The sequence below is a fragment of the Primorskyibacter marinus genome (genome assembly GCF_003313245.1).
GTDB classification, from domain to species: Bacteria; Pseudomonadota; Alphaproteobacteria; order Rhodobacterales; family Rhodobacteraceae; genus Primorskyibacter; species Primorskyibacter marinus.
The window spans coordinates 67,652-92,439 of the sequence record NZ_QJSD01000014.1 but is presented as its reverse complement, the minus strand read 5'-3'; the positions used below and the strand labels follow the sequence as shown (position 1 = coordinate 92,439).

Sequence of the window (24,788 nt, the reverse complement as noted above, 5' to 3'; positions counted from 1 at the left end):
ATATGTTGTTTTTCAGGGGTGTGGAAAACCAGATGCAGTAGCTTGGGGCCATAAATTCCTATTGATCGCCATCAATTCCCATAGTATCCCTGTAATCACGATGAGGGACGGGACGAAGGGGCACACAAAGAACCCCGAAACATTCTCCCAAATAAAACAAGAACGGCAGGTTTCATACAGGCTCCGCCTTTCATCGTGACCAAAGATCCGGCGCGCGAGCGAGCAGACATCCCCCCAGATGGCGCGTGTAGCTGGACATATCCGCACAAAGCGGGACGAGGGTGGCGGGTTGATCAGTGGCAGCAGATCAGCCCGCCCTTTCGCGTTTAGGGACCGGGAAAACCGGGTGGGGCAAACGAAGGAAGCGGCAGGGCAGTGGGTCGCAGGTTCAGAGGCGAAAGCCAGCTCAAGGTAGATGCGAAAGGCAGGGTGTCCATCCCGGCCTCTTTTCGTCGTGTACTGGAAGAGTGCGACCCGAATTGGACCGAAGGGCTGAACCCCGAGCTTGTGATTGTCTATGGCGACCATCGCCGCAAGTTTCTGGAATGCTACACGATCGAGGCCATCGAAGAGGTGGACAGCAAGATCGACGCAAAGCCGCGCGGATCGCGGCAACGCCGCATTCTGCAACAGCTTTTCCAGGGCCAGTCCCATCCCACCAATGTCGACGAGACCGGCCGTCTGGTCCTGCCTGCCAAGCTGCGCCAGAAGATCGGTCTTGAGGGGCAGGCGTTTTTCATCGCCGCCGGGGATACGTTTCAGATCTGGAACCCCGAGACCTACGAGAAGGAAGAACTGGCCAAGACCGAAGAATTCCTGGACGAACTGCCCGACGATGTCGATCCGCTGAGTTTCCTGGAAGATGAAGGAGGCGCGTAAGAGATGCCACCCGCCGCCCCGCCTTCTGACCCGCATATCCCGGTCCTGCTGCGCCCGCTTCTGCGGGCGGTTTCGCCTGTAAAAGGCATCTGGATTGACGGCACATTCGGCGCGGGGGGCTATGCGCGCGGGTTGCTGGAGGCTGGTGCAGATCAGGTCATCGGCATCGACCGCGACCCGATGGTCTTTGACATGGCCGGGGGCTGGGCGGCGGAATATGGCGACAAGCTGCGGCTGGTCGAGGCGAATTTTGCCGATATGGACAAACATGCCGAGGCCGCTGACGGCGTTGTGCTGGATCTGGGCGTCTCCTCGATGCAGCTGGATCTGGCCGAGCGCGGATTTTCCTTCATGCGCGACGGGCCTCTGGACATGCGGATGGGGGCCACGGGCGACAGCGCCGCCGATCTGGTGAACAGTGCCGAAGAGGTCGATCTGGCCGATATTCTGTACACCTACGGGGAAGAGCGTGCCTCGCGCCGGATCGCCCGTGCGATTGTTCGCGAACGCGAGAAAGAGCCGATCACCCGGACGCTGCAACTGGCCGGGATCATCGAGGGCTGTCTGCCACGGCAAAAGCCGGGGCAGTCGCATCCCGCCACGCGCAGCTTTCAGGCGCTGCGCATTGCGGTGAACGATGAATATGGCGCGCTCTATCAGGGGTTGCTCGCGGCGGAGCGGGTGCTGAAACCCGGCGGCTGGCTGGCGGTTGTCAGCTTTCATTCCATCGAGGACCGCATGGTCAAGCGTTTCCTTCAGGCGCGCGGCGGGGCGCTGGGCAATGCCAACCGGTTCGCGCCCGAGGTCGAAGCGCCGGATCCGCAGTTCAAGATTGCCAACCGCAAGGCCATCGGTGCCGATCCCGAAGAGCTGGATGTCAATCCGCGTGCGCGCAGCGCCTTGTTGCGGGTGGCCACCCGGACGGACGCACCGGCGGGCGAGATCGACGCCAAAGCCATTGCCATGCCATTGCTGAAAGGAGCGAGATGATGCGTAGCCTGTTTTTTGTGCTGACCGCGCTTTCCGTGATCGGATTGGCCTTCTGGGCCTATCACGAGAATTACAAGACGCAGGAGGCGCTGTCGAATGCCGAACGCCTGCAACACAAGATCGGCACTGCGCGTGCGCGACTGGCCGTGCTGAAGGCTGAATGGGCCTATCTCAACCGGCCCGACCGGCTGCGCGATCTGGCCGAGGTCAATTTTGAAAGCTTGGGACTGTTGCCGCTGCGCCCGGATCAGTTTGGGCGCGTTGATCAGGTATCCTATCCGCAGCGTGCCGCGGTGATTGACGAACAGGCGATCACGGTGGCCAGCTCGGGAGAGGACGAATGAACCGGACCGCGCTGCGCCCGCTCGCCCGTATTCTCGAAGCCCGCAGCCGCGGTGAAAACCCCGATGCGATCGAACGCGAGAATCTGCGCATCCGCCACGAGCAGATGCGCGACCGGTCCCGCATCCGCGCCGAGGGGCGGCTGTTGGTGCTGGGCGTGATGTTTTTCTGCGCCTTCTCAGTCATCGGTGCCCGCATGGGCGTCTTGTCGGCCTCTGAGGCGAGCGAGCCGCGCGCGCAGGCCGCGGGCGCGTCGATCATCGCGCAGCGCGCCGATATTGTGGACCGTCGTGGCCGCATTCTTGCGACCAATATGGACACCCACTCGCTCTATGCGCATCCGCAGCAGATGGTTGAACCGGAACGCGCCGCCAAGGCATTGGCCGGGATCTTTCCGGACCTGGAGGAAGAGCGCCTGATCAAGGATTTTTCGGGCAAGCGCAAATTCGTCTGGGTGAAGAAGAAGATCAGCCCCGAACAACAACAGGCCGTGCATGATATTGGCGAGCCGGGCCTGCTGTTCGGCCCGCGCGAGATGCGGCTGTTTCCCAACGGCTCCATCGCCAGCCACGTTCTGGGGGGTGCCGGGTTTGGCCGCGAGGGCGTGCATTCGGCAGAGGTGATCGGCACCGCCGGGGTTGAGAAATACTTTGACGATGTGCTGCGCGATCCGGCCCGCGAAGGCGCACCGCTGGAACTGTCCCTGGATCTGACCGTTCAGGCCGCGACCGAGCGTGTGCTTTATGGCGGCATGAAGCTGATGAATGCCAAGGGCGCGGCCTCGGTTCTGATGGATGTGCATACCGGCGAGGTGATCGCGATTGCCAGCCTGCCGGATTTCGACCCCAATGACCGCCCGCGTCCGCCGACCGAAGGCAACCCGTCCGACAGTCCGCTGTTCAACCGCGCGGTGCAGGGGGTGTACGAGCTTGGCTCTACCTTCAAGATCTTCGCGACGGCCCAGGCGATGGAGCTTGGCCTTGTCCGCCCGGATACGATGATCGACATCCGTGGCCCCTTGCGCTGGGGAAAGTTCCGCATCCGTGATTTCCGCAATTACGGCAAGGAGTTGTCGGTCACCAAAGTGATCGTGAAGTCTTCGAATATCGGCACGGCGCGAATTGCCCAGATGATCGGGATAGAACGCCAGAAGCAGTTCCTTGAGGCGCTGGGGTTCTTCAAGCCGACAGGTCTGGAAATGGTGGAATCCAAAGGCGGCCAGCCGCTGCTTCCGCCGCAATGGTCGGAACTGTCCACGATGACGATCTCTTATGGTCACGGGCTGTCTGCCACGCCGCTGCATCTGGCCGCAGGCTATGCGGCGATTGCAAATGGTGGCTTTCAGATCACGCCGACCTTGCTGAAACAGTCCGGCGCGCAGCTTGGCCCGCGGATCATGCGCTCGGAAGTTTCCGCACGGTCGCGGGCCATGCTGCGCAGGGTGGTGACGGACGGCACGGCCAGCTTCGGCGACGTGCCCGGCTATGCCGTGGGCGGCAAGACCGGCACGGCTGACAAGCCCAAGGAACGTGGGGGCGGCTATTACGAGGACAAGGTGATCGCCACTTTCGCCGCGATGTTCCCGGCGCATGATCCGAAATATGTCCTGGTGGTAACGCTGGACGAGCCGTCCGAGAATTCGGGCACCAAACCGCGCCGCACCGCCGGCTGGACGGCTGTTCCCGTCGCGGCCGAGATGATCGGCCGGATCGCGCCGCTTCTGGGCATGGCACCGGAGGTTGAGCCGGGACAGCTTGCTGGTATAACGCTGACGTCCAATTGACGCAGGGCTTGCCCTTGTCATGCGGGGCTGCCGGTGGCACCTGCGAACGATGGTCAAAGACGGGATAAAGCGTATGGGGAACGGCGCAAAGACGCTGAGCGAATTGGGGCTGACAGCGCGGGGGGGCCGCGAGGCGCAGGTGACGGGCCTTGCCGTGGACAGCCGCGAGGTACGCGAGGGCCATCTGTTTGCGGCCTTGCCGGGCACGCGGGTGCATGGCGGTGAGTTTATCCAATATGCGCTGCGCATGGGCGCGGGCGCTGTCCTGACCGATGCCGAGGGCGCAAGGATTGCCGCGGAGGCACTGGCCGCGTCAGAAGCCGCATTGGTGATTGCCGAAGATCCCCGGCAGGCGCTGGCCTTTTCGGCCGCCCTGTGGTTCGGCGCGCAGCCAGAGGTGATGGTGGCCATCACCGGCACCAACGGCAAGACCTCGGTCGCCACATTTGTGCGTCATATCTGGCAAGAGCTGGGCCACAGCGCCGTCAATGTCGGCACGACCGGTGTTGAGGGCGACTGGGACGCGCCGCTGGCGCATACGACGCCCGAACCGATCACCCTGCACCGGGTTCTGTCGCAGGCAGCAAGGGCGGGTGTGACCCATGCCGCGATGGAGGCGTCCAGCCACGGGCTGGCGCAGCGCCGCCTTGACGGCGTGCATCTGCGCGCGGCGGGATTCACCAATTTCAGTCAGGATCATCTGGATTACCACGCCAGCTTTGAGGAATATTTCGACGCCAAGGCGGGGCTGTTCGCCCGCGTGCTGCCCGATGACGGTGTGGCGGTGGTCAATATCGACGACGCGCGCGGCGTGGATATGGCTGCGATTGCCAGCGCGCGCGGCCAGCATGTCCTGACCGTTGGCGATGCCGAGGGTGCCGATATTTGCCTGAGCGCGCAGCGTTTCGATGCCACCGGGCAGGAAATCCGCATTGTGCATGAAGGCGTGGCCCGGCAATTGCGCCTGCCGCTGATCGGCGGCTTTCAGGGCGAAAACGTGCTTCTGGCCGCCGGTCTGGTGATTGCCTGCGGGGCAGAGCCGGAAGAGGTGTTCGACGCCCTGCCGCAATTGCGCACCGTGCGGGGCCGGATGCAACTGGCCGCGACGCGCGAAAACGGTGCGGCGGTGTTTGTCGATTTCGCCCATACGCCCGACGCGATTGCCACCGCCATTCAGGCGCTGCGCCCGCATGTGATGGGGCGCCTTGTGGCAATCATCGGCGCGGGCGGCGATCGGGACCGCGCCAAGCGCCCCTTGATGGGGCAGGCGGCGGCGGAACATGCCGATCTGGTGATCGTGACCGACGACAACCCACGCTCTGAAAACCCCGCCGCGATCCGCGCCGCCGTCATGGAGGGCGCGGGCGATGCGTCAGAGGTGGGCGACCGGGCCGAAGCGATCCTGCGCGGCGTCGATGCGCTTGGCCCCGGTGATGCGCTGCTGATCTGCGGCAAGGGGCACGAGTCGGGCCAGACGGTCGGCGATATTGTCTACCCGTTCGATGATGTCGAACAGGCCAGCGTGGCCGTGGCGGCGCTGGACGGGAGGTTGCCATGACGCTTTGGACCGCCGCCGAGGCGGCCGCCGCCACCGGCGGGCGGGCTGTCGGCGATTGGGCGGCGACGGGCGTTTCCATCGACACGCGCACGATTGTCCGGGGCGATCTGTTCGTGGCGCTGAAAGCGGCGCGCGACGGGCATGAGTTTGTGGCCCAGGCGTTGCAAGGCGGTGCCGCAGCCGCAATGGTCGATCATGTGCCCGAGGGTGTTTCTGCGGATGCGCCCTTGCTGATTGTAGACGATGTGTTGGCCGGGCTGGAACGTCTGGGTGTCGCGGCGCGGGCGCGGACAGAGGCGCGGGTCGTTGCGGTGACGGGCTCTGTCGGCAAGACCTCGACCAAGGAGATGCTGCGCAAGGTGCTGGGCGGGCAGGGCCGGGTCCATGCCGCGGAAAAGAGCTATAACAACCATTGGGGTGTGCCGCTGACGCTGGCGCGAATGCCGAAGGACACCGATTTCGCGGTGATCGAGATCGGCATGAACCACCCCGGAGAGATTGCGCCGCTGGCGCGGCTGGCGCGGCCGCATGTCGCCGTCGTGACCATCGTGGCACCTGCGCATCTGGCAGCGTTTGAGAACGTCCAGGGCATCGCGCGCGAGAAAGCCGCGATTTTCGAGGGGCTGGAACCGGGTGGCACGGGCATCGTCAACGGCGATCTGGCGACATCCGAGATATTGATCGCGGCAGCACAGGCGCGTGCCGCGCGGGTCATCACCTTTGGCGAAAGCGCGGCCTGTCACCACCGCGTGACCAATGTGCAGATCGGCGATCAGGCGACCGTGGTGCATGGGCGGGCCTGGCGCACACCGCTTTTGTACAAGGTGGCGGTGCCGGGGCGGCATTTTGCGGTGAACGGAATGGCGGTGATCGCGGTGGTCAGTGCGCTGCATCTGGACCGTGCGCTTGCAATACTGGCTCTGGGCCGCTGGCATCCGGTCGAGGGGCGCGGCGCGCGCGAGGTCATCCGGCTTGACGCGGTGGACATGCAGGTGGCGTTCGAGATGATTGATGACGCCTATAACGCCAACCCGGCATCTGTCGGGGCGGCGCTGGAAGTGCTGGCGGCGGCGTCTGTACGTCACGATTTGGGGCGTGTCGCGCAGGGGCGGCGGATTGCCTATCTGGGCGATATGAAGGAATTGGGTGACGATGAGGCGACCTTGCACGCAGCACTTGCCGATCTGGCGGCGATGGACCGGATCGACCGGGTTCACGCGATAGGGCCACTGATGCACCATTTATGGGCGGCATTGCCCCAGGAAAAGCGCGGCCGCTGGACCGAGACCAGCGCCGAGATGGCCAAGGGGCTGCGCCACGATCTGGACGCCGGAGACGTTGTTCTGGTGAAGGGGTCGCTGAGCATGGGGTTGGCGCGCGTGGTTGACGGCTTGCGCAAATTGCGCCAAGGCCCAGCCCAAAGTGAGACCACGGAGAACTGAACGGATGCTTTACTGGCTGACGGCCCTGTCTGATGGCGGCGACTTTTTCAACCTGTTCCGCTATATCACCTTCCGGGCCGGTGGGGCTTTTCTGACGGCGCTGCTGTTCGGGTTCATCTTCGGCGTGCCGTTGATCAACGTGCTGCGCAAGCGTCAGGGCAAGGGCCAACCGATCCGCGACGATGGCCCCGAAGGGCATTTCCTCAAGGCGGGCACGCCCACGATGGGCGGGCTGCTGATTGTCGGCGCGCTTTTGACCTCGACCCTGATCTGGGCGCGGCTGGACAATCCCTATATCTGGATGGTGCTGTTCGTGACCGTGTCTTTTGGCCTTATCGGTTTTGCCGACGATTACGCCAAGGTCAGCAAGCAGAACGTGGCCGGTGTGCCCGGACGCGTCAGATTGCTTCTGGGGCTTCTGATCGCGGCGGCAGCGGGGTTCTGGGCGGCGCAGTATCATCCGGCGGAGCTGACCAATCAACTGGCGCTGCCGGTGTTCAAGGACACGCTGATCAACCTGGGCTATTTGTTTGTGCCCTTCGCAGTGATTGTCATTGTCGGTTCGGCCAATGCGGTCAACCTGACCGACGGGCTGGACGGGCTGGCGATCATGCCGGTGATGATCGCGGGCGGAACGCTGGGGGTGATTGCCTATGCGGTGGGGCGCACCGACTTTACCGAATATCTGGACGTGCATTATGTGCCGGGGACGGGTGAGATCCTGATCTTTGCCGCCGCCCTGATCGGCGGCGGGCTGGGGTTCCTGTGGTATAACGCGCCGCCTGCGGCCGTGTTCATGGGCGATACCGGGTCGCTGGCGCTTGGCGGGGCGCTTGGGGCCATCGCGGTCGCCACCAAGCACGAAATCGTGCTGGCCATCGTTGGCGGGTTGTTCGTGGTCGAGGCGTTGTCGGTGATCATCCAGGTGCTGTATTTCAAGCGCACCGGCAAGCGGGTTTTCCTGATGGCACCGATCCATCACCATTACGAAAAGAAGGGCTGGTCGGAGCCGCAGATCGTGATCCGCTTCTGGATCATCTCGCTGATCCTGGCGATGCTGGGTCTTGCCACGCTGAAGGTGCGCTGAGGCCTTACGGATTTGCTGCCTGTCTCAGGTGGTGCCAGCGGGGGTTTTCCACCCCCGCACCCCCGGAGAGTATTTTCGCCGAGAAGAAGGCAGGAGCGGCGTGTCGGCAGCCGCGGCTCATGGCGTGCCGCGCGCCATCGGGCTATGGAAGGGCTATCGTAGAAAAAGGATGGGCAGATGATTCCGGTGAATGGTTTCGAGGGGCAGGAGATTGCGATTCTGGGTCTTGGCAGATCCGGTCTGTCGGCGGCGCGCGCGCTGCGCGCGGGCAGGGCGGAGCCGGTGTGCTGGGATGACAACCCAGCGGCCCGCAGCATTGCCGAAGCCGAAGGGTTCGTCTGCCGTGATCTGGGCCATGTCGACGGGTTTCGCGGCATTTCCCGGCTGATCGTCTCGCCCGGCATTCCGCATCTTTATCCGGCCCCCAACCCGGTGGTGGCGGCCGCCTGGGACGCGGGGGTGCCTGTCGACAATGATATCGGGCTGTTTTTTCGCTCGCTCGCCGTCGCGGATTGGGACGATCACGGAGCCACGCCACGCGTGATCGCGGTCACCGGGTCGAATGGCAAGTCCACCACCTCGGCGTTGATCCATCATGTGTTGCGCCATGCCGGGCGCGATGTGCAGCTTGCGGGCAATATCGGGCGCGGCGTGCTGGATATAGATCCGCCGGGCGATGGCGGAATCGTGGTGCTGGAGCTGTCGTCGTATCAGACCGAACTGGCCCGGGCACTGACGCCGGATGTGGCGGTTTTCACCAATCTTTCGCCCGATCATCTGGATCGGCATGGCGGGTTGGGGGGCTATTTCGCCGCCAAGCGCCGACTGTTTGCCGAAGGTGGTCCGGAGCGCGCGGTGATCGGCGTGGATGAGGCCGAGGGCCGGTTTCTTGCCAATCAGCTTTCCGAGGCGGCGGTGGATGCGCGGGTGATCCGCGTCTCATCAGGCCAGAAGCTGACCGGGCCGGGCTGGCATGTCTTTGCGCGCAAGGGGTTTCTGGCGGAATGGCGCAAGGGGCGGCAGATTGCCTCGATCGACCTGCGCGGGGTGCAGGGGCTGCCGGGGGCGCATAACCATCAGAATGCCTGCGCGGCCTATGCCGTGGTGCGCACATTCGGGATCGCGCCGCGCGTGATCGAGGCGGCGTTCCATGCGTTCGAGGGTTTGCCGCATCGCAGCCAGACCGTCGCCGAGGCCGGTGGGGTCCGCTATGTCAATGACAGCAAGGCCACCAATGTCGACAGCGCGGCCAAGGCGCTTGCGGCTTTTGGCAAGGTGCGCTGGATCTGCGGCGGCTTGCAGAAGGAAGGCGGGCTGGAGGCGTTGGCGGGTGCCGCCGGATCGGTGGTCAAGGCCTATGTGATCGGGCGGGAGGCGGCGGCCTTCGCCGTTCAGTTAAGCGGGATGGAGACCGAGATCTGCGGCGACATGGCCACGGCCGTGGCCCGTGCATCGGCGGATGCGGAGGACGGCGATGTTGTACTTCTGGCACCTGCGGCAGCGAGCTTTGACCAATATGACAATTTTGAGCAGCGCGGTGAGGATTTTGCAGCGCAGGTTCACAGGGTGCTGGAACAGGCGGGGCGCGCGTGACGCTGACAGGCAGGTTGCCGAGAAGATTGTTTGCGATACTTTGAGGAGCACGCCAGTTGGCACGCGGATGTCACGCGGGGGCTGTGCGTTTTGACAGTGGCAAGCGCAGGGTCTTGTGCAGCCCTTCGCGTACGGCGTCGGCGTGAATCACGCCCAATTGCACGGGGATTTCCGGCAGGCCCAATATCCAGGCAATCGCAAAACGATGATTGCCGCCACCGGCCCGCAGCATCGTGCCGTCCCGCGTCACATGAACGAAGATCCCGCCATGTTCGCGGCGGTAATGATCAGACGTTTCGGTGCGCGATTTCAGCCGGCCAGTCTGACGCGTTTCGGCAAAGATCTGGTCCAGCCTTGCATAGCGGCGTGCGAGGTCGTAGACGGTCTTGCATTCATCGGGTTCTTTACCCGCTGCGATCTGCGCTTTCATACTGTGCAGCAGCGGGGTGTCGTCCCAAGGCACGCCGTCCTCGAAATGCATCCGGCAGCTTATCAGTTTGAAATTACCCTCGATCGGTGCGCGTGCAAGATCCCAGTCGCCACCTACGACCTGCCCACTATGGCGGCGTCTGAAGTTTGGCGCTTTGGGGGATTTTTTCGGGCTGTATGCCGAAAGGATTGCGCGCGGATCGACATAGAGCGTCTCGTCGCTGAGGGGGGCATCCGGACCGTAACGCAACCGGTTGGTCAGGTCACGCAACGCCTTTTGCGGCACCTGCGCCTCCAGCGCGCGGTTAAGCCGCCGAGCGGGCCGCATGAACGAATTTTGTTCGGGTTTAGATGGCATGACAAAACCTCTGTAACAACTTGTTTGCGGATTCAATTGGTCAATGTGTCTGCGATTGCCTGCCCTGCGGCCCAGCCAGACGACCAGGCCCATTGAAAGTTGTACCCGCCCAGCCAGCCGGTCACGTCAACCGCCTCGCCGATCACATACAGGCCGGGGACATCGCGCGCCTCCATCGTGCGTGAGGACAGGGCGGCGGTGTCGATCCCGCCCAGCGTCACCTCGGCGGTGCGGTAGCCCTCGGTGCCCGAGGGCAAAAGCGGCCACGCGTGCAGCGTGTCGCAAATCTCGGCCAGCCGCGCGTCATTCTGATCGGCCAGATTGCCGGTCAGCGCAAGCCGCCCGGCAAGGTGCTGCACCAGTTTCGCGGGCAGGACGGCGGACAGCTCGGTCGTCAGGTTGCGCCCGCCCTGCACCTGCCTGCGGGTCCGCAAATGGTCGTAGAGCGACAGGCCGGGGCTTAGATCAATCGCCAGCGGCTGCCCCTCGCGCCAGTAGGACGAGGCCTGCAATATGGCCGGGCCTGACAGGCCGCGATGGGTGAACAGCATCGCCTCGTCAAAGCTGGTGCTGCCAGTGGTGGCGCGGACCGGCAAGGCGGTGCCGGACAGGTCCGCAAAGCGTTTTTCGGGGAAGGTGAAGGGGACAAGAGCCGCGCGCGTTTCGGTGACGGGCAAACCAAATTGCCGGGCAATATCATAGGCAAACCCGGTGGCCCCCATTGCCGGAATCGACTTGCCGCCGGTTGCCAGCACGATGTTGCGGGCGCTGATCCGGCGTTTTTTGCCACGCGCAGGGGCGAGGGTGGCGGTGAATCTGTCTGGGCCTCGCTGTATTGCCTCCACGCTGGTTTCGAGATGCAGGTCTGCGCCCGCAGCCGCGGCCTCTCGCGTCAGCATCGCGACGATCTGTTTGGCACTGTCGTCGCAAAACAACTGGCCAAGGGTCTTTTCATGCCATGCGATGCCGTGCTTTTCGACCAGCGCGATGAAATCCCATTGGGTGTAGCGGCTGAGGGCCGATTTGCAGAAATGCGGATTGCCGGACAGGAAATTGGCCGGGCCAGCATGCAGATTGGTGAAGTTGCAGCGTCCACCACCGGAAATGCGGATCTTCTCGCCCGGTTTTTTGGCGTGATCGACCAGCAGGGTGCGGCCGCCTGTCTGCGTGGCGCACATCAAGCCAGCCGCGCCTGCGCCTATGATCAGTGTATCGATTTCCATCCGGGGGGATTAGACACAGCGCCCGTGTCCCGCAAGGGCGCAAGTGCAAACGTCGATTGGCAAATCCGGTCAAACGCTGCGGCGCGACTGGCCGGTCCTCTTTTCCTTGCCGACGCGTCGGGCGGTGAATTTTGTGCCACCCGGCAGGCGGAACGGGCCGTCTTTGGACTGGCCCGGACATAAAAAATTGGTTACACTTGTAGGCAGACCCCGAAAAGGGGCGCTTTGAGGCAGTATTGGCGGTGTTCCATGACGGAGATGGTTTATGGCTCGGTTCCCGTTCGCGACGGGGAACCGATTTTGCCAAAATGGTGGCGAACGGTCGACAGGTGGTCGATATCCTGCATTCTCATGCTGTTCGGCGTGGGAATTTTGCTGGGGCTGGCAGCATCGCCGCCGCTGGCTGCAAAAAACGGGTTTGATCCTTTCCACTATGTGCAACGGCAAGCCTTTTTCGGCGGGCTTGCGCTGACCGCGATGTTCCTGACCTCGATGATGTCGCCAATTCTTGTGCGACGTCTGGCGGTTCTGGGCTTTCTCGTTTCCTTCGTGGCGCTGGCCTTGTTGCCGTTTTTCGGCACGGATTTCGGCAAGGGTGCCGTGCGCTGGTATTCGCTGGGCTTTGCCAGCTTGCAGCCGTCAGAGTTTCTCAAACCCGGTTTCGTCGTGGTCGCGGCCTGGATGATGGCCGCCGCGCAAGAGATCAACGGCCCGCCGGGGCGGCTGTGGTCCTTTGCGCTGGCCGTGGCGATTGTGCTGATGCTGGCGATGCAGCCGGATTTCGGTCAGGCAAGTCTGGTGCTTTTCGGCTGGGGCGTGATGTATTTCGTCGCCGGTGCGCCAATGCTTCTGCTGGTCGGCATGGCCGGGCTGGTCGTGCTGGGCGGATCGTTTGCCTATAATAACTCTGAACACTTCGCCCGCCGCATTGACGGGTTTCTCAACCCCGATGTCGATCCGACGACGCAGCTGGGCTATGCCACCAATGCGATCCGCGAGGGTGGTTTCTTTGGCGTGGGTGTCGGCGAGGGGCAGGTGAAGTGGTCGCTGCCTGACGCGCATACGGATTTCATCATCGCCGTCGCGGCCGAGGAATACGGTCTGGTTCTGGTCCTGTGCATCATCGCGCTTTACACGACCGTTGTCGTGCGTTCGATGGTGCGGCTGATGCGGGAACGCGATCCGTTTATCCGTCTGGCCGGGACAGGGCTGGCCTGCATGTTCGGCGTGCAGGCGATGATCAATATGGGCGTGGCCGTGCGGCTGCTGCCTGCCAAGGGCATGACGCTGCCCTTTGTCAGCTATGGCGGGTCGTCGCTGATTGCGGGCGGGATCGCTGTTGGCATGTTGCTGGCCTTTACGCGCAACCGACCGCAGGGCGAGATTGGCGATATTCTGCGGGGGCGGCTGAGATGACCGTGATCACACACGCCCGGTGCGCCGTTGCCGGTGCCGTTTCGGTCCTGCCGCGCGGAGCGAACGCATGAAACAGCCGCTTCTTGTGATGGCCGCGGGGGGGACCGGCGGGCATATGTTTCCCGCTCAGGCGCTGGCCGAGGCGATGTTGCGGCGCGGCTGGCGGGTGAAGCTGTCAACGGACGCGCGTGGCGCGCGCTATACCGGTGGCTTCCCGCATACGGTTGAGATCGACCAGATCTCCAGCGCCACTTTCGCGCGCGGCGGGCTGATCGCCAAGGCGGGCGTGCCGTTCCGCATTGCGGGCGGCGTCACCTCGGCCGTGGCGGGGATGATCCGGGACAAGCCCGATGTCGTCGTGGGCTTCGGCGGCTACCCATCCATTCCGGCGCTGTCGGCGGCAACGCTGCTGAAGCGTCCGCGCATGATCCACGAACAGAACGGCGTGTTGGGGCGCGTGAACCAGATCTTCGCCAGCCGTGTCGATGCGGTGGCCTGCGGCACATGGCCCACCGAATTGCCCGAGGGGATCGAGGGGTATCATGTCGGCAACCCGGTGCGCCGCGCTGTGATTGAACGTGCCGGCGCTGGCTATATCGTACCGGGCGATTATCCGATGTCGGTCCTCGTGATCGGGGGCAGTCAAGGCGCGCGCATCCTGTCGGACGTTGTGCCGCCGGCAATCGCGCAATTGCCGATGGAGGTGCTGCGCAGCCTGCGGGTCAGTCATCAGGCCCGCGAGGAGGATATAGAGCGTGTCGCAACCTACTATGCCGAAAATGGCATTGATGCCGATGTGCAGCCCTTCTTCAATGATATTCCGCGCCGCATGACAGAGGCGCAGCTTGTCATCAGCCGCGCGGGTGCGTCCTCGCTGGCTGATCTTTCGGTGATCGGGCGCCCGTCGATCCTGATCCCCTATGCCGCGGCGGCGGGTGATCATCAAACCGCGAATGCGCGGGGGCTGGTCGATGCCGGGGGGGCAATCATGCTGCCGGAATCGCGCATGACGGTCGAGGATCTGGCCGCGCAGATAGAGCTGGTCCTGTCAGAGCCTGACGGGGCATTGCAGATGGTGCGGGCGGCCCTTGGGTTCGGGATGCCCGACGCGACGGAGCGTCTTGTTTCGATGGTTGAAGAGTTGGCGGAAAAGGGCAGGACATGAACGCGAGCGCAACAAAGCTACCCGGAGATGTCGGGGCGATTCACTTTGTGGGGATCGGCGGGATCGGCATGTCGGGCATTGCCGAGGTGTTGTTGAACCTGGGCTACACCGTGCAGGGGTCAGACCTGAAAGCCAGCAAGATCACTGACCGGCTGAAAGATCTGGGCGCGGTGATCTTCGAAGGTCAGCGTGCCGAGAACCTTGCCGGGGCAGAGGTTGTGGTGATCTCTTCCGCGATCAAGCCCGGCAACCCGGAACTGGACGAGGCGCGCCGCACCGGCCTGCCCGTCGTGCGCCGGGCCGAGATGCTGGCCGAGCTGATGCGCCTGAAATCCAACATTGCGGTGGCCGGAACGCATGGCAAGACGACCACCACGACGCTGGTTGCGGAACTGCTTGTCGCAGGCGGGATCGACCCCACGGTGGTGAATGGCGGGATCATTCACGCCTACGGATCGAATGCCCGGATGGGGCAGGGCGAATGGATGGTGGTCGAGGCCGATGAAAGCGACGGCACCTTCAACCGTCTGCCCGCGACCATTGCCATCGTCACCAATATCGACCCAGAGCATATGGAACACTGGGGCGATTTCGACACGCTGCGGCAGGGCTTTCTGGATTTCGTGTCGAATATTCCGTTCTACGGGTTGGCGGTGTGCAATACCGATCACCCCGAGGTGCAGGCGCTGGTCGGCAAGATCACCGACCGCCGCGTGCTGACCTATGGGTTCAACGCGCAGGCCGATATTCGCGCCGTCAATCTGACCTACAAGACCGGCGTGGCGCATTTCGACATCGCCTTGCAGGCCGAGGGCGAGATGATCGAAGGCTGCACCTTGCCGATGCCGGGCAATCACAACGTCTCGAATGCGCTGGCGGCAGTTGCCGTGTCGCGCCATCTGGGCATGAAACGCGACGAGATCCGCGAAGCACTGGCGGCCTTCGGGGGCGTCAACCGCCGCTTTACCCGCGTGGGCGAGGTGGACGGCGTCGCGATCATCGACGATTACGGCCATCACCCGGTCGAGATTGCCGCAGTGTTGGCGGCTGCGCGTCAGGCCTGTGAGGGGCGCGTGATCGCGGTCCACCAGCCGCATCGCTATTCGCGCCTGCATTCGCTGTTCGACGATTTCTGCGCCTGTTTCAACGAGGCTGACGTGGTCGCGATTGCCGAAGTTTATGCTGCCGGTGAAGACCCGATCGCAGGCGCAGGGCGGGACGATCTTGTGGCCGGGCTGATCCGCCACGGGCACCGGCACGTACAAGCCTTGCAAAGCGAGGACGATCTGGAGCGCCTTGTGCGGGAACAGACCCAGCCGGGCGATATGGTCGTCTGTCTTGGGGCGGGCACGATCAGCGCCTGGGCCAACAATCTGCCGGGTCGGTTGTCGAAGTGAGCCGGGCCAAGATGGCCGTCCGCCGGGATGGGTCGCAGACATTTGCACGGGTCCGACGGGCCGGTTTTTTGACGATGCTGCGCAATCCGCCCTGCCATATCCGGCAGCGGCTTCGTGGCGAAGCACTGGAGTGCGTGCGATGACGACATCGCTTTTGCTGGCTTGTATCTGGGCGATCGCCGCCACTGTGACTGCCATGGTGTGGTCGGAGGACGAGTATCCGAACAGTGCCTATCTGCTGATCGTCACCGGGGTGCCGCTTTTGGGTTTTGCCACCTGGCAGAACGGCCCATGGGTCGGGCTGTTGGTGCTGGCGGCGGGGATGAGCGTTCTGCGCTGGCGTGTCGTCTTTGCCGACATTCTGCTGCGGCGTCTGTTTGGCAGCGTGGTGGACTGACGAAGGATCGTGGCGCATGATCGCGGGCATGGTCTATCTCATCCCGGCTTTCAGTCTCATGACGACGCTGATCGTGGCGCATGTCGTGGTGCGCGGGCGGCGGGGCTGGATCGCGGCGGCCATGGCGGGGCTGGCGCTGACCGGGATGGTCTGGGGCATCTGGCAGGGTCGGCAGCAGGTCGGCTGGGATGGCATCGGCTATACGATCTTTGCGGTGCTGATGATGGCACCTGCCGTGATTGGAACCGCCCTGGGCGCGCTGATTGCATGGTGGCGGTTTCGCCGCGGGGCCACGGTGGATTGAGTATTCCGGCGCTTGCCCTTGATGCGCCGAGTTTGTAGCAGGACAGGCATGACACAGAGATTTCCCACCCCCCGAGGCCGCCTGACGGCTGACCGGTCGCTTGCCGATCTGACATGGCTGCGCGTCGGCGGGCCTGCCGCCTGGCTGTTCCAGCCTGCGGATGTCGAGGATCTTTGCGGTTTTCTGCGCGAGCTTGATCCGGCCGTGACGGTCTTTCCGATGGGTGTGGGCAGTAACCTGATCGTGCGCGACGGCGGCCTGAATGCCGTGGTGATCCGGATGGGACGCGGGTTCAACGCGATCACGGTCGAGGGCAACCGGGTGACGGCGGGCGCTGCGGCGCTGGACGCGCATGTCGCCAAACGCGCGGCAGAGGCGGGCGTGGATCTGACCTTTCTGCGCACCATCCCCGGCGCTGTCGGCGGGGCGGTGCGGATGAATGCGGGATGCTACGGGACATATGTGGCGGATCATTTTATCGAGGCGCAGGCGGTGACGCGGGCGGGCGAGGTTGTCACCTTGCGGCCGGATGACCTCAATTTCCGCTACCGCCAGACCGATCTGGCGGAGGGCTGCGTGATCACGCAGGCGACGTTCGAAGGTGCCTCGGGCGATCCTGACGAATTGGCCGCGCGGATGGACGCCCAGCTAAAAAAACGCGACGAGACCCAGCCCACCAAGGACCGCACGGCAGGCAGCACGTTTCGCAACCCCGCTGGTTTTTCCAGCACCGGGCGGGCGGATGACGCGCATGACCTGAAGGCCTGGAAAGTGATTGACGACGCGGGCATGCGCGGGGCAACACTGGGCGGCGCGCAAATGAGCCCGATGCACTCCAACTTTCTGGTCAATACGGGCGGCGCGACGGCCGCCGATCTGGAAGGTTTGGGCGAGGAAGTGCGAAAAAAGGTTTTCCAACACAGTGGAATAGAGCTAGTGTGGGAAATCATGCGTGTGGGCAAACCCGCACCGGAATAAACGCCGAAAAAACGGCGGTGAAAACGCAGCCACAGGCAGGTTGCGACAATAACACGGGCCAAAGGTCCGGTATATCGAGGCAGTTTTGGGTATGTCGAGCAGGACAAGCCCGAAAGTGGTGGTACTGATGGGTGGCCCCTCCGCAGAGCGCGAGGTGTCTCTGAGTTCAGGGCGTGAATGCGCCACCGCTTTGAGGGATCAGGGATTTCAGGTCGTCGAGGTCGATGCAGGCCCGAATTTGGCGCAGCAACTGGCTGACGCCGCGCCCGACGTGGTGTTCAACGCGCTGCATGGCCGGTGGGGCGAGGATGGCTGCGTGCAGGGCATGCTTGAATGGATGCGGCTTCCCTATACCCATTCCGGCGTTCTGGCCTCTGCCATGGCGATGGACAAGGAGCGGACCAAGCAGGTCTACCGCGATGTCGGCCTGCCGGTTGTCGAAAGCGTCCTTGCGACGAAGCCAGAGGTCATGGCCCGCCATATTCTGCCGCCGCCCTATGTGGTGAAGCCCTATAATGAAGGGTCGTCGGTCGGCGTCTACCTTGTGCATGACGCCGCCAACAGCCCACCGCATCTGTCGGACGAAATGCCCGAAGTGGTGATGGTGGAAACCTACGCGCCGGGACGCGAGTTGACGACAACCGTGATGGGCGACAGGGCGCTGACCGTCACCGACATTCTGACCGACGGCTGGTATGACTACGACGCCAAGTACAAGGAAGGCGGATCGCGCCACGTTGTCCCCGCCGACATCCCCAAGGACATCTTCGATGCCTGCATGGATTACGCATTGCGCGCCCATGACGCGCTTGGCTGTCGCGGCGTCAGCCGCACCGATTTCCGCTGGGACGAGGCGCGCGGGCTTGACGGCCTGATCCTGCTGGAGACCAACACCCAACCCGGCATGACACCCACATCGCTTTCGCCGGAACAGGCGGGCGTCGCGGGCATCAGCTTTGGCGAGATGTGCCGCTGGATGGTGGAGGACGCATCTTGCAACCGGTAAACCGCCCCGATCCCGCGCCCTCGCGGATGCGCTACCGGATGCAGCGGCTGATGCTGACGCCGCTGTTTCGTGTCGTTCTGAGGGTGGGTTTGCCGATGGCCGCAGTGCTGGGGGCGGGTGGCATCTATCTCGCCGATCAGGACCGGCGCGAGGCGATCATCACCACCATTCAGGACTATCGACGCTCTTTTGAGGAACGTCCGGAATTCATGGTCAAGTTGATGGCGATCGACGGGGCGTCAAATTCGGTTTCCGAAGATATTCGCGATATTCTGCCGCTCGATTTCCCGGTCAGCTCTTTTGATCTGGATCTGGATGCAATGCGCGCGACAGTCACGGGGCTGGATGCGGTGCAAAGCGCCAGCCTACGGGTCCGTCAGGGCGGCGTGTTGCAGGTGGATGTGACAGAACGCGTGCCGGTCATGGTGTGGCGCACGCAGGACGGGTTGGAACTGCTGGATGCCGACGGCGTGTTGGTCGGCCCGCTTCTGGCGCGCGAAAAACGCCCCGACCTGCCGCTGATCGCGGGGCCGGGGGCGAATAAGAATGTCGCTGAAGCGCAGGAACTGGTGGCCGCGGCCGGGCCGCTGACATCACGGTTGCGCGGACTGGTGCGTGTCGGCGAACGTCGCTGGGATATGGTGCTGAACCGCAATCAACGCATCCTGTTGCCGGAAACCGATGCCGTTCAGGCGTTGGAGCGGGTGATTGCGATGCATCAGGCCGTGGACATGCTGTCGCGCGATCTGGTGACGGTGGACCTGCGGCTTTCGAACCGCCCGACGGTGCGGATGACCAGCGTCGGGGTCGAGGAATTGTGGCGGATGAAATCATTAGAGTTTGGAGAAAAATGAACCATGATCGAGCTCTATGAAACCCAGCGCGCGATGCGCAACATGCGCAAAGCGGCGATGCAGCGGGGGGTCATTGCCATTCTGGACGTGGGATCGTCCAAGATCGCCTGTCTGGTGCTGCGTTTTGACGGCAACGAACATGCCAGGGAAATTGACGGCATAGGCTCCTTGGCGGGGCAGTCCGGGTTCCGGGTGATCGGTGCCGCGACCACGCGGTCGCGCGGTGTGAAATTTGGCGAGATCAGCGCCATGGCCGAGACCGAGCGCGCGATCCGCACCGCCATTCAGGCGGCGCAGAAAATGGCGAATATCCGGGTCGATCATGTGATTGCCTGCTTTTCTGGCGCAGGCCCGCGCAGCTACGGGCTGGAAGGCAAGGTCGAGTTGGAAGGCCAGACCGTCAGTGAACAGGATGTCGGCCGGGTTTTGTCGGCCTGCGACGTGCCTGATTTCGGCGAGGGCCGCGAAGTGCTGCATGCCCAGCCGGTGAATTTTGCGCTGGACCATCGTTCGGGCCTGCAAGACCCGCGTGGACAGATGGGGCAGGTTCTGGCGACCGATATGCATATGCTGACGGTTGATGCGCTGGCCGTGCAGAACCTTGCCTATTGCGTCAAGCGTTGCGATCTGGAACTCGCCGGTGTGGCAAGCTCTGCCTATGTGTCGGGCATCTCGGCGCTGGTCGAGGACGAGCAGGAGCTTGGCTCTGCCTGTATCGACTTTGGCGGTGGCGCGACCGGCGTGTCGATCTTCATGAAAAAGCACATGATCGCGGCGGATGCGGTGCGGATCGGCGGCGATCACGTCACGGGCGACATCTCGATGGGGCTTCAGATCCCGACGGCGAATGCCGAACGGATCAAGACGTTCTACGGCGGCGTTGTCGCGACGGGCATGGATGACCGCGAAAAGATCGACATTGGCGGCGATACCGGCGACTGGGAACATGATCGCCGCACCGTCAGCCGGGCCGAGCTGATCGGCATCATGCGGCCGCGGGTCGAGGAAATCCTTGAAGAGGTGCGCGCGCGCCTGGATGCGGCGGGCTTCGATCATCTGCCCAGCCAGCAGATCGTGCTGACCGGCGGGGCCAGCCAGATCCCCGGTCTGGATGGGCTGGCCAGCAAGATCCTGGGTCATCAGGTGCGGCTGGGCCGGCCCATGCGGGTGCATGGATTGCCGCAGGCCGCCACCGGTCCGGGCTTTGCCAGCGCGGTCGGCTTGTGCCTGTTTGCGGCGCATCCGCAGGACGAATGGTGGGACTTCGCAATCCCCGTCGAAAGATACCCGGCGCGGTCACTCAAACGCGCGGTGAAATGGTTCCGCGACAACTGGTAGGCACGCAAATTTCGCAAAACCGTTCCGTCCTCCACGATTGGACGTCACCCGCGCCATTATATTGGCGCGGGGCGTCACATTTTTGTGCAATTGCGGGTGACGGCATCGAATTTCTTTGTTAGATTCAACGCGAACCGCACGACAAGATGTGGTCTGGGGATGTCGGGCAGACTCCCAACAGAAGCAGCCTTTTGATTCGTCACGCGCTTCATGATGCTTGGCGTTCCTCTAGTGGTGCTTTTTTTGCCGCACACTGCATATGGGTGTGTCGGCAAAATGTCGCGTATGTCGTGAGGAATGGGGCCATATTCCGTGGTTTTCGGCTGCTTTTTGCGTGACGAAAGGCGCTTGGGTCGATAAAGTTGGCTGGAATAGGCGGAAAAAGGGTCCGATAACGGGCCAAAACAGCAGGCGGATGTATTGATGACATTGAACCTAACGGTGCCAGGACACGAAGAACTGAAACCCCGGATCACGGTTTTCGGCGTTGGTGGCGCGGGCGGCAACGCCGTCAACAACATGATCCAGAAACAGTTGGACGGCGTTGACTTTGTCGTTGCCAATACGGACGCGCAGGCGCTTCAGCAATCCATGTCGGAAAGCAAGGTGCAACTGGGTGTGAAAGTGACCGAGGGGCTCGGCGCGGGTGCGCGTGCCTCTGTGGGCGCGGCAGCAGCCGAAGAGAGCATCGAGCAGATCGTCGATTATCTGGCGGGCGCGCATATGTGCTTTATCACTGCTGGGATGGGCGGCGGCACCGGGACAGGTGCGGCCCCGATCATCGCACAGGCGGCGCGTGAACTTGGCGTCCTGACCGTTGGCGTTGTGACCAAGCCCTTCCAGTTCGAGGGCGGCAAGCGGATGAAGCAGGCCGAGGACGGCGTCGAGAACCTGCAAAAGGTCGTCGATACGCTGATCATCATTCCCAACCAGAACCTGTTCCGGCTGGCCAATGAAAAGACCACCTTTACCGAAGCGTTCAGCATGGCGGATGACGTGCTGTATCAGGGCGTGAAGGGCGTGACCGATCTGATGGTGCGTCCCGGTCTTATCAACCTCGACTTTGCCGATGTTCGTGCCGTGATGGACGAGATGGGCAAGGCGATGATGGGCACAGGCGAGGCCGAGGGCGAGGAGCGCGCAATCCAGGCCGCGGAAAAGGCCATTGCCAATCCGCTGCTCGACGAAATCAGCCTGCGCGGTGCCAAAGGTGTTCTGATCAACATCACCGGTGGGCATGATCTGACCCTGTTCGAACTGGACGAGGCAGCCAACCGTATCCGCGAAGAAGTCGACCAGGAGGCCAATATCATCGTCGGCAGCACGCTGGATGATGGCATGGAAGGCAAGATGCGCGTCAGCGTCGTCGCCACCGGCATCGATGCAACGGATGTGAACCTGGAAATGCCCGTGCCACGCCGTTCGCTGGCACAGCCGCTGCGCGCCCCGGTCTCCGTCGAAGAAGACTTCGCCCATCACGAGCCGGAACAGCAGCCCGTTGCAGCCCAGACCGAGGATGCGGTAGAGCCTCAAACTGCTGCCGTGGCGGAAGAGCCTTCGCTGTTCGAGACGCTGGATGACGGCTATGCCGACGCGGGAGAAGCGCAGGAGGAGGTCTTCGAAGAGACGCAGCCGCAATATGCGCCGCGCCGCGAAGTGCGTGCCGCTGACGACCTGCCCGCGCCGGCCTATCAGCCGGCAGCAGAACCCGTGGCCCATATCCACCGCAAGCAGGACACCCGCACTCCGGCTGCCGGAAGCTTCGTGGCACCGCGCGCCCCGGCTGCCGGTGCAGCGTCGCCCGAGGCGCTGGCCAGGTTGCAGCAGGCTGCGGCCCGCGCCCGTCCGCAAGCCGCGCCGCAAGGCTATGATGCCGATCCGGAACCCGCAGATGCAGAGCGTCCCCGCTTCGGGATCAATTCGCTGATCAATCGGATGACCGGTCAGGGGCAGGCGCATGGCCACGAAGCCCCTGCGCCCCGTCGCCAACCGCCGGTTCATGGCCATCAGCCAGAGCGGATGGCAGAGCCAGAGGCTGATCCCGATCAGGAGCGGATCGAAATCCCGGCGTTTCTGAGGCGTCAGGCGAACTGAAAACAGTCATAACCAGAGACGAAAAGCCCTCCGATAAGGAGGGCTTTTTTATTTTGGAAACAGAAGCTTGCGGCGCGTGTCTCTGGTTTTGGCGGGTTCCCGCCCATCATGTTGCGGGCATGTTTCAAAGCGTAGCAATGTTTGATTTGAGCCCGCCGCCCCCAAAGGCTATTTCCGATCACAAGACGCGCTGGGTTGAAGTCAGGCGCGCAGATTTTTGGGGGTTTGTCGTGCAGACGACGTTGAGATCAGCAGTGAGTTTCGAAGGTGTGGGCCTGCATTCGGGCAAGCCCGCCTGCCTTACGTTGCGCCCTGCAAGCGCAGAGCATGGCATCTGGTTCAAACGGACCGATATCAGCTTGGGCGATACGTTGATTCCGGCGCGTTGGGATGTGGTCGAGCAATCCCCCCTTTGCACCCGCATCATCAACAAGGCGGGTGTGTCCGTATCGACCATCGAACATGTGATGGCAGCCCTTGCCGGTTGTGGCATTCACAACGCACTGGTCGAGATTGACGGCCCCGAGGTTCCGATTCTCGATGGCAGCTCGCAACCTTTCGTGTCGGGCATCCTTGCCCGCGGTGTGCGTGAACAATATGCGCCGATCCGTGCGCTTGAGATTCTGAAGCCCGTTGAAGTGCGCACGCCGAACGGCTGGGCGCGGCTTGATCCGGCGGATCGTCTGGTGATTGATTTCCACATTGATTTTGCGGATGAGGCGATCGGCGAACAGGAAATGGCGCTGGACATGGCAAACGGGGCGTTTGTCCGAGAGCTGTGCGATTGTCGGACGTTTTGTCGCAAAGCCGACGTTGACATGATGCATGCCAATGGTCTGGCGCTTGGCGGGACGCTGGAAAACGCCGTTGTCGTTGACGGCGCTGACGTGCTGAGCCCCGGCGGGTTCCGGCATGCAGATGAAGCTGTGCGCCATAAAATGCTCGACGCGCTTGGCGATCTGGCCCTTGCCGGTGCGCCGATCCTCGGGCGTTATACAGGCTTTCGTGCCGGTCACGCGATGACCAACACATTGCTGCACGCGCTGTTCGCAACGCCGGGGGCATTCCGAATGACAGTTTGTGATCCGGAAACTGCCGCACGGCTGCCCGGATCGGGCGTTGAACGCCACGAAATTCCCGCCGTCGCCTGACACAACGCGTGTCCTTGGTCACATCCTGTGCATGAATCGTTGCAAAGGCGTTTTGCACCGGAACTTTCTATGCTAGGAGCGGGGCAGGAAAGTGGGTGAAACCCACAAGGTCGAACGAGGAAGAGCAAGCATGGCAGGCGTCGGATCGCGTACGGGGGTGGTCACAGCATTGCTCGTGTCGGCTTTTCTAGCCGGCTGCGGCGTCTTGCAGAAGGCACCGGGCCGTTCTGGCGGCGCGCCGCTGGAGAGCTATACCGCCGAGCAAATCTATGAACGTGGCGAATTCGAGCTGAATCGTGAAAAGCCGGAAGATGCTGCGTTTTACTTCTCCGAGATAGAGCGGCTTTATCCCTATTCGGATTGGGCCAAGCGGGCCTTGATCATGCAGGCCTTTGCCTATCACAAGAACAAGGACTACGAAAACAGCCGGGGTGCCGCGCAGCGCTATATCGATTTTTATCCGACCGATGACGATGCGGCCTATGCGCAATATCTGCTGGCGCTAAGCTATTACGATCAGATCGAGGAAGTCGGCCGTGATCAGGGGCTGACATTCCAGGCGTTGCAAAGCCTGCGGACCGTGATCGAACGCTATCCTGACAGCGAATATGCCCGCAGCTCGATTCTGAAGTTCGATCTGGCGTTTGACCATCTTGCCGGCAAGGAAATGGAAATTGGCCGTTACTATCTGCGGCGCGAGCATTTCCCCGCAGCGATCAATCGTTTCCGGGTGGTTGTCGAGGATTTCCAGACCACGACGCATACGGCGGAAGCCCTGCACCGGCTGGTCGAGGCGTATTTGTCGCTGGGTCTGACGGATGAGGCGCAGACTGCGGGGGCGATCCTTGGTTACAACTATCAATCCACCGATTGGTATCAGGACAGTTTCAAGCTGTTGACCGGTCAGGGGCTTGAGTTGAAGGCCGCAGGCGACAACTGGTTGGCGCAGATCTATCGCCAGATGGTCAAAGGCCAGTGGTTGTAACCCATGGATGCCGGGACGA

22 protein-coding genes are annotated in these 24,788 nt (G+C 62.9%); 20 read left to right on the top strand and 2 right to left on the bottom strand.

Annotated elements, in window-relative coordinates:
* Positions 1-375: 375 nt before the first annotated feature.
* The 8 genes from mraZ to murD all read left to right on the top strand — a co-directional run bounded on the left by mraZ (position 376) and on the right by murD (position 9,674).
* The gene (mraZ, locus tag DMZ65_RS15145) at positions 376-879 is read left to right on the top strand and encodes a division/cell wall cluster transcriptional repressor MraZ (RefSeq protein ID WP_116599709.1); all 504 of its coding nucleotides are present in this window, start codon (positions 376-378) and stop codon (positions 877-879) included.
* 3 nt (positions 880-882) lie between these two features.
* Positions 883-1,869, top strand: a complete 987-nt coding sequence (gene rsmH / locus DMZ65_RS15140) for a 16S rRNA (cytosine(1402)-N(4))-methyltransferase RsmH (protein WP_116599708.1) — start codon at positions 883-885, stop codon at positions 1,867-1,869.
* The gene (gene ftsL, locus DMZ65_RS15135; protein ID WP_198662707.1) at positions 1,869-2,213 is read left to right on the top strand and encodes a cell division protein FtsL; all 345 of its coding nucleotides are present in this window, start codon (positions 1,869-1,871) and stop codon (positions 2,211-2,213) included. Before rsmH ends, ftsL begins: the two co-directional genes overlap by 1 nt.
* Positions 2,210-3,994 carry a peptidoglycan D,D-transpeptidase FtsI family protein gene (locus DMZ65_RS15130; RefSeq protein WP_116599706.1) on the top strand — a complete coding sequence of 595 codons (1,785 nt, stop codon included), beginning with the start codon at positions 2,210-2,212 and terminating at the stop codon, positions 3,992-3,994. Before ftsL ends, DMZ65_RS15130 begins: the two co-directional genes overlap by 4 nt.
* A 73-nt stretch (positions 3,995-4,067) precedes the next feature.
* Positions 4,068-5,552, top strand: coding sequence for a UDP-N-acetylmuramoyl-L-alanyl-D-glutamate--2,6-diaminopimelate ligase (locus tag DMZ65_RS15125; protein ID WP_116599730.1), 1,485 nt, complete (start codon positions 4,068-4,070; stop codon positions 5,550-5,552).
* Complete coding sequence (locus DMZ65_RS15120; protein ID WP_116599705.1) at positions 5,549-6,994, top strand: UDP-N-acetylmuramoyl-tripeptide--D-alanyl-D-alanine ligase; 1,446 nt, start codon at positions 5,549-5,551, stop codon at positions 6,992-6,994. The genes DMZ65_RS15125 and DMZ65_RS15120 overlap by 4 nt, the downstream gene beginning before the upstream one ends.
* Before the next feature lie 4 nt (positions 6,995-6,998).
* Positions 6,999-8,081: a phospho-N-acetylmuramoyl-pentapeptide-transferase gene (gene mraY / locus DMZ65_RS15115; protein ID WP_116599704.1), complete on the top strand. Its 1,083-nt coding sequence runs from the start codon at positions 6,999-7,001 to the stop codon at positions 8,079-8,081.
* A gap of 177 nt (positions 8,082-8,258) precedes the next feature.
* A complete protein-coding gene (gene murD, locus DMZ65_RS15110; RefSeq protein ID WP_116599703.1) occupies positions 8,259-9,674 on the top strand; it encodes a UDP-N-acetylmuramoyl-L-alanine--D-glutamate ligase in 1,416 nt (471 codons plus the stop codon).
* Positions 9,675-9,744: 70 nt separating this feature from the next.
* Here murD and DMZ65_RS15105 read toward each other — a convergent pair whose 3' ends face one another.
* Positions 9,745-10,431, bottom strand: a complete 687-nt coding sequence (locus tag DMZ65_RS15105) for a hypothetical protein (protein ID WP_116599702.1) — start codon at positions 10,429-10,431, stop codon at positions 9,745-9,747.
* Positions 10,432-10,493: 62 nt separating this feature from the next.
* Positions 10,494-11,684, bottom strand: a complete 1,191-nt coding sequence (locus DMZ65_RS15100) for a BaiN/RdsA family NAD(P)/FAD-dependent oxidoreductase (RefSeq protein ID WP_116599701.1) — start codon at positions 11,682-11,684, stop codon at positions 10,494-10,496.
* Between the two features lie 249 nt (positions 11,685-11,933).
* Here DMZ65_RS15100 and ftsW point away from each other — a divergent pair, with 249 nt between their 5' ends.
* The 12 genes from ftsW to DMZ65_RS15040 all read left to right on the top strand — a co-directional run bounded on the left by ftsW (position 11,934) and on the right by DMZ65_RS15040 (position 24,769).
* A complete protein-coding gene (ftsW, locus tag DMZ65_RS15095) occupies positions 11,934-13,100 on the top strand; it encodes a putative lipid II flippase FtsW (RefSeq protein ID WP_116599700.1) in 1,167 nt (388 codons plus the stop codon).
* Between the two features lie 67 nt (positions 13,101-13,167).
* Positions 13,168-14,265, top strand: a complete 1,098-nt coding sequence (locus DMZ65_RS15090) for a UDP-N-acetylglucosamine--N-acetylmuramyl-(pentapeptide) pyrophosphoryl-undecaprenol N-acetylglucosamine transferase (protein WP_116599699.1) — start codon at positions 13,168-13,170, stop codon at positions 14,263-14,265.
* Entirely contained in the window at positions 14,262-15,662 is a 1,401-nt protein-coding gene (murC, locus tag DMZ65_RS15085; RefSeq protein WP_116599698.1) for a UDP-N-acetylmuramate--L-alanine ligase, read from the top strand. Before DMZ65_RS15090 ends, murC begins: the two co-directional genes overlap by 4 nt.
* Positions 15,663-15,801: 139 nt before the next feature.
* Positions 15,802-16,059, top strand: coding sequence for a DUF2484 family protein (locus DMZ65_RS15080; protein WP_116599697.1), 258 nt, complete (start codon positions 15,802-15,804; stop codon positions 16,057-16,059).
* Between the two features lie 16 nt (positions 16,060-16,075).
* A complete protein-coding gene (locus DMZ65_RS15075; protein WP_116599696.1) occupies positions 16,076-16,363 on the top strand; it encodes a hypothetical protein in 288 nt (95 codons plus the stop codon).
* Between the two features lie 48 nt (positions 16,364-16,411).
* Entirely contained in the window at positions 16,412-17,341 is a 930-nt protein-coding gene (murB, locus tag DMZ65_RS15070) for a UDP-N-acetylmuramate dehydrogenase (protein WP_116599695.1), read from the top strand.
* 91 nt (positions 17,342-17,432) lie between these two features.
* The gene (locus DMZ65_RS15065; RefSeq protein WP_198662706.1) at positions 17,433-18,347 is read left to right on the top strand and encodes a D-alanine--D-alanine ligase; all 915 of its coding nucleotides are present in this window, start codon (positions 17,433-17,435) and stop codon (positions 18,345-18,347) included.
* A 26-nt stretch (positions 18,348-18,373) separates the two neighbouring features.
* The gene (locus DMZ65_RS15060; protein WP_116599729.1) at positions 18,374-19,201 is read left to right on the top strand and encodes a cell division protein FtsQ/DivIB; all 828 of its coding nucleotides are present in this window, start codon (positions 18,374-18,376) and stop codon (positions 19,199-19,201) included.
* Between the two features lie 3 nt (positions 19,202-19,204).
* Positions 19,205-20,539 carry a cell division protein FtsA gene (gene ftsA, locus DMZ65_RS15055; RefSeq protein ID WP_116599693.1) on the top strand — a complete coding sequence of 445 codons (1,335 nt, stop codon included), beginning with the start codon at positions 19,205-19,207 and terminating at the stop codon, positions 20,537-20,539.
* A gap of 423 nt (positions 20,540-20,962) precedes the next feature.
* Positions 20,963-22,633, top strand: coding sequence for a cell division protein FtsZ (gene ftsZ / locus DMZ65_RS15050; protein WP_116599692.1), 1,671 nt, complete (start codon positions 20,963-20,965; stop codon positions 22,631-22,633).
* 230 nt (positions 22,634-22,863) lie between these two features.
* Positions 22,864-23,784, top strand: coding sequence for a UDP-3-O-acyl-N-acetylglucosamine deacetylase (gene lpxC, locus DMZ65_RS15045; protein WP_116599728.1), 921 nt, complete (start codon positions 22,864-22,866; stop codon positions 23,782-23,784).
* 130 nt (positions 23,785-23,914) lie between these two features.
* Positions 23,915-24,769, top strand: a complete 855-nt coding sequence (locus DMZ65_RS15040) for an outer membrane protein assembly factor BamD (protein WP_116599691.1) — start codon at positions 23,915-23,917, stop codon at positions 24,767-24,769.
* Positions 24,770-24,788 lie beyond the last annotated feature (19 nt).

Excerpts from the sequence above, each read along its gene's own strand:
- rsmH (WP_116599708.1), top strand. The coding sequence starts at position 883 with ATGCCACCCGCCGCCCCGCCTTCTGACCCGCATATCCCGGTCCTGCTG.
- DMZ65_RS15090 (WP_116599699.1), top strand. The coding sequence starts at position 13,168 with ATGAAACAGCCGCTTCTTGTGATGGCCGCGGGGGGGACCGGCGGGCAT.
- DMZ65_RS15060 (WP_116599729.1), top strand. The coding sequence starts at position 18,374 with ATGCGCTACCGGATGCAGCGGCTGATGCTGACGCCGCTGTTTCGTGTC.
- DMZ65_RS15125 (WP_116599730.1), top strand. The coding sequence starts at position 4,068 with ATGGGGAACGGCGCAAAGACGCTGAGCGAATTGGGGCTGACAGCGCGG.
- murB (WP_116599695.1), top strand. The coding sequence starts at position 16,412 with ATGACACAGAGATTTCCCACCCCCCGAGGCCGCCTGACGGCTGACCGG.
- mraY (WP_116599704.1), top strand. The coding sequence starts at position 6,999 with ATGCTTTACTGGCTGACGGCCCTGTCTGATGGCGGCGACTTTTTCAAC.
- DMZ65_RS15080 (WP_116599697.1), top strand. The coding sequence starts at position 15,802 with ATGACGACATCGCTTTTGCTGGCTTGTATCTGGGCGATCGCCGCCACT.
- ftsZ (WP_116599692.1), top strand. The coding sequence starts at position 20,963 with ATGACATTGAACCTAACGGTGCCAGGACACGAAGAACTGAAACCCCGG.
- DMZ65_RS15120 (WP_116599705.1), top strand. The coding sequence starts at position 5,549 with ATGACGCTTTGGACCGCCGCCGAGGCGGCCGCCGCCACCGGCGGGCGG.
- DMZ65_RS15130 (WP_116599706.1), top strand. The coding sequence starts at position 2,210 with ATGAACCGGACCGCGCTGCGCCCGCTCGCCCGTATTCTCGAAGCCCGC.
- DMZ65_RS15105 (WP_116599702.1), bottom strand. The coding sequence starts at position 10,431 with ATGCGGCCCGCTCGGCGGCTTAACCGCGCGCTGGAGGCGCAGGTGCCG.
- ftsL (WP_198662707.1), top strand. The coding sequence starts at position 1,869 with ATGCGTAGCCTGTTTTTTGTGCTGACCGCGCTTTCCGTGATCGGATTG.
- DMZ65_RS15100 (WP_116599701.1), bottom strand. The coding sequence starts at position 11,684 with ATGGAAATCGATACACTGATCATAGGCGCAGGCGCGGCTGGCTTGATG.
- DMZ65_RS15040 (WP_116599691.1), top strand. The coding sequence starts at position 23,915 with ATGGCAGGCGTCGGATCGCGTACGGGGGTGGTCACAGCATTGCTCGTG.
- DMZ65_RS15075 (WP_116599696.1), top strand. The coding sequence starts at position 16,076 with ATGATCGCGGGCATGGTCTATCTCATCCCGGCTTTCAGTCTCATGACG.
- murC (WP_116599698.1), top strand. The coding sequence starts at position 14,262 with ATGAACGCGAGCGCAACAAAGCTACCCGGAGATGTCGGGGCGATTCAC.
- ftsA (WP_116599693.1), top strand. The coding sequence starts at position 19,205 with ATGATCGAGCTCTATGAAACCCAGCGCGCGATGCGCAACATGCGCAAA.
- DMZ65_RS15065 (WP_198662706.1), top strand. The coding sequence starts at position 17,433 with ATGTCGAGCAGGACAAGCCCGAAAGTGGTGGTACTGATGGGTGGCCCC.
- ftsW (WP_116599700.1), top strand. The coding sequence starts at position 11,934 with ATGACGGAGATGGTTTATGGCTCGGTTCCCGTTCGCGACGGGGAACCG.
- murD (WP_116599703.1), top strand. The coding sequence starts at position 8,259 with ATGATTCCGGTGAATGGTTTCGAGGGGCAGGAGATTGCGATTCTGGGT.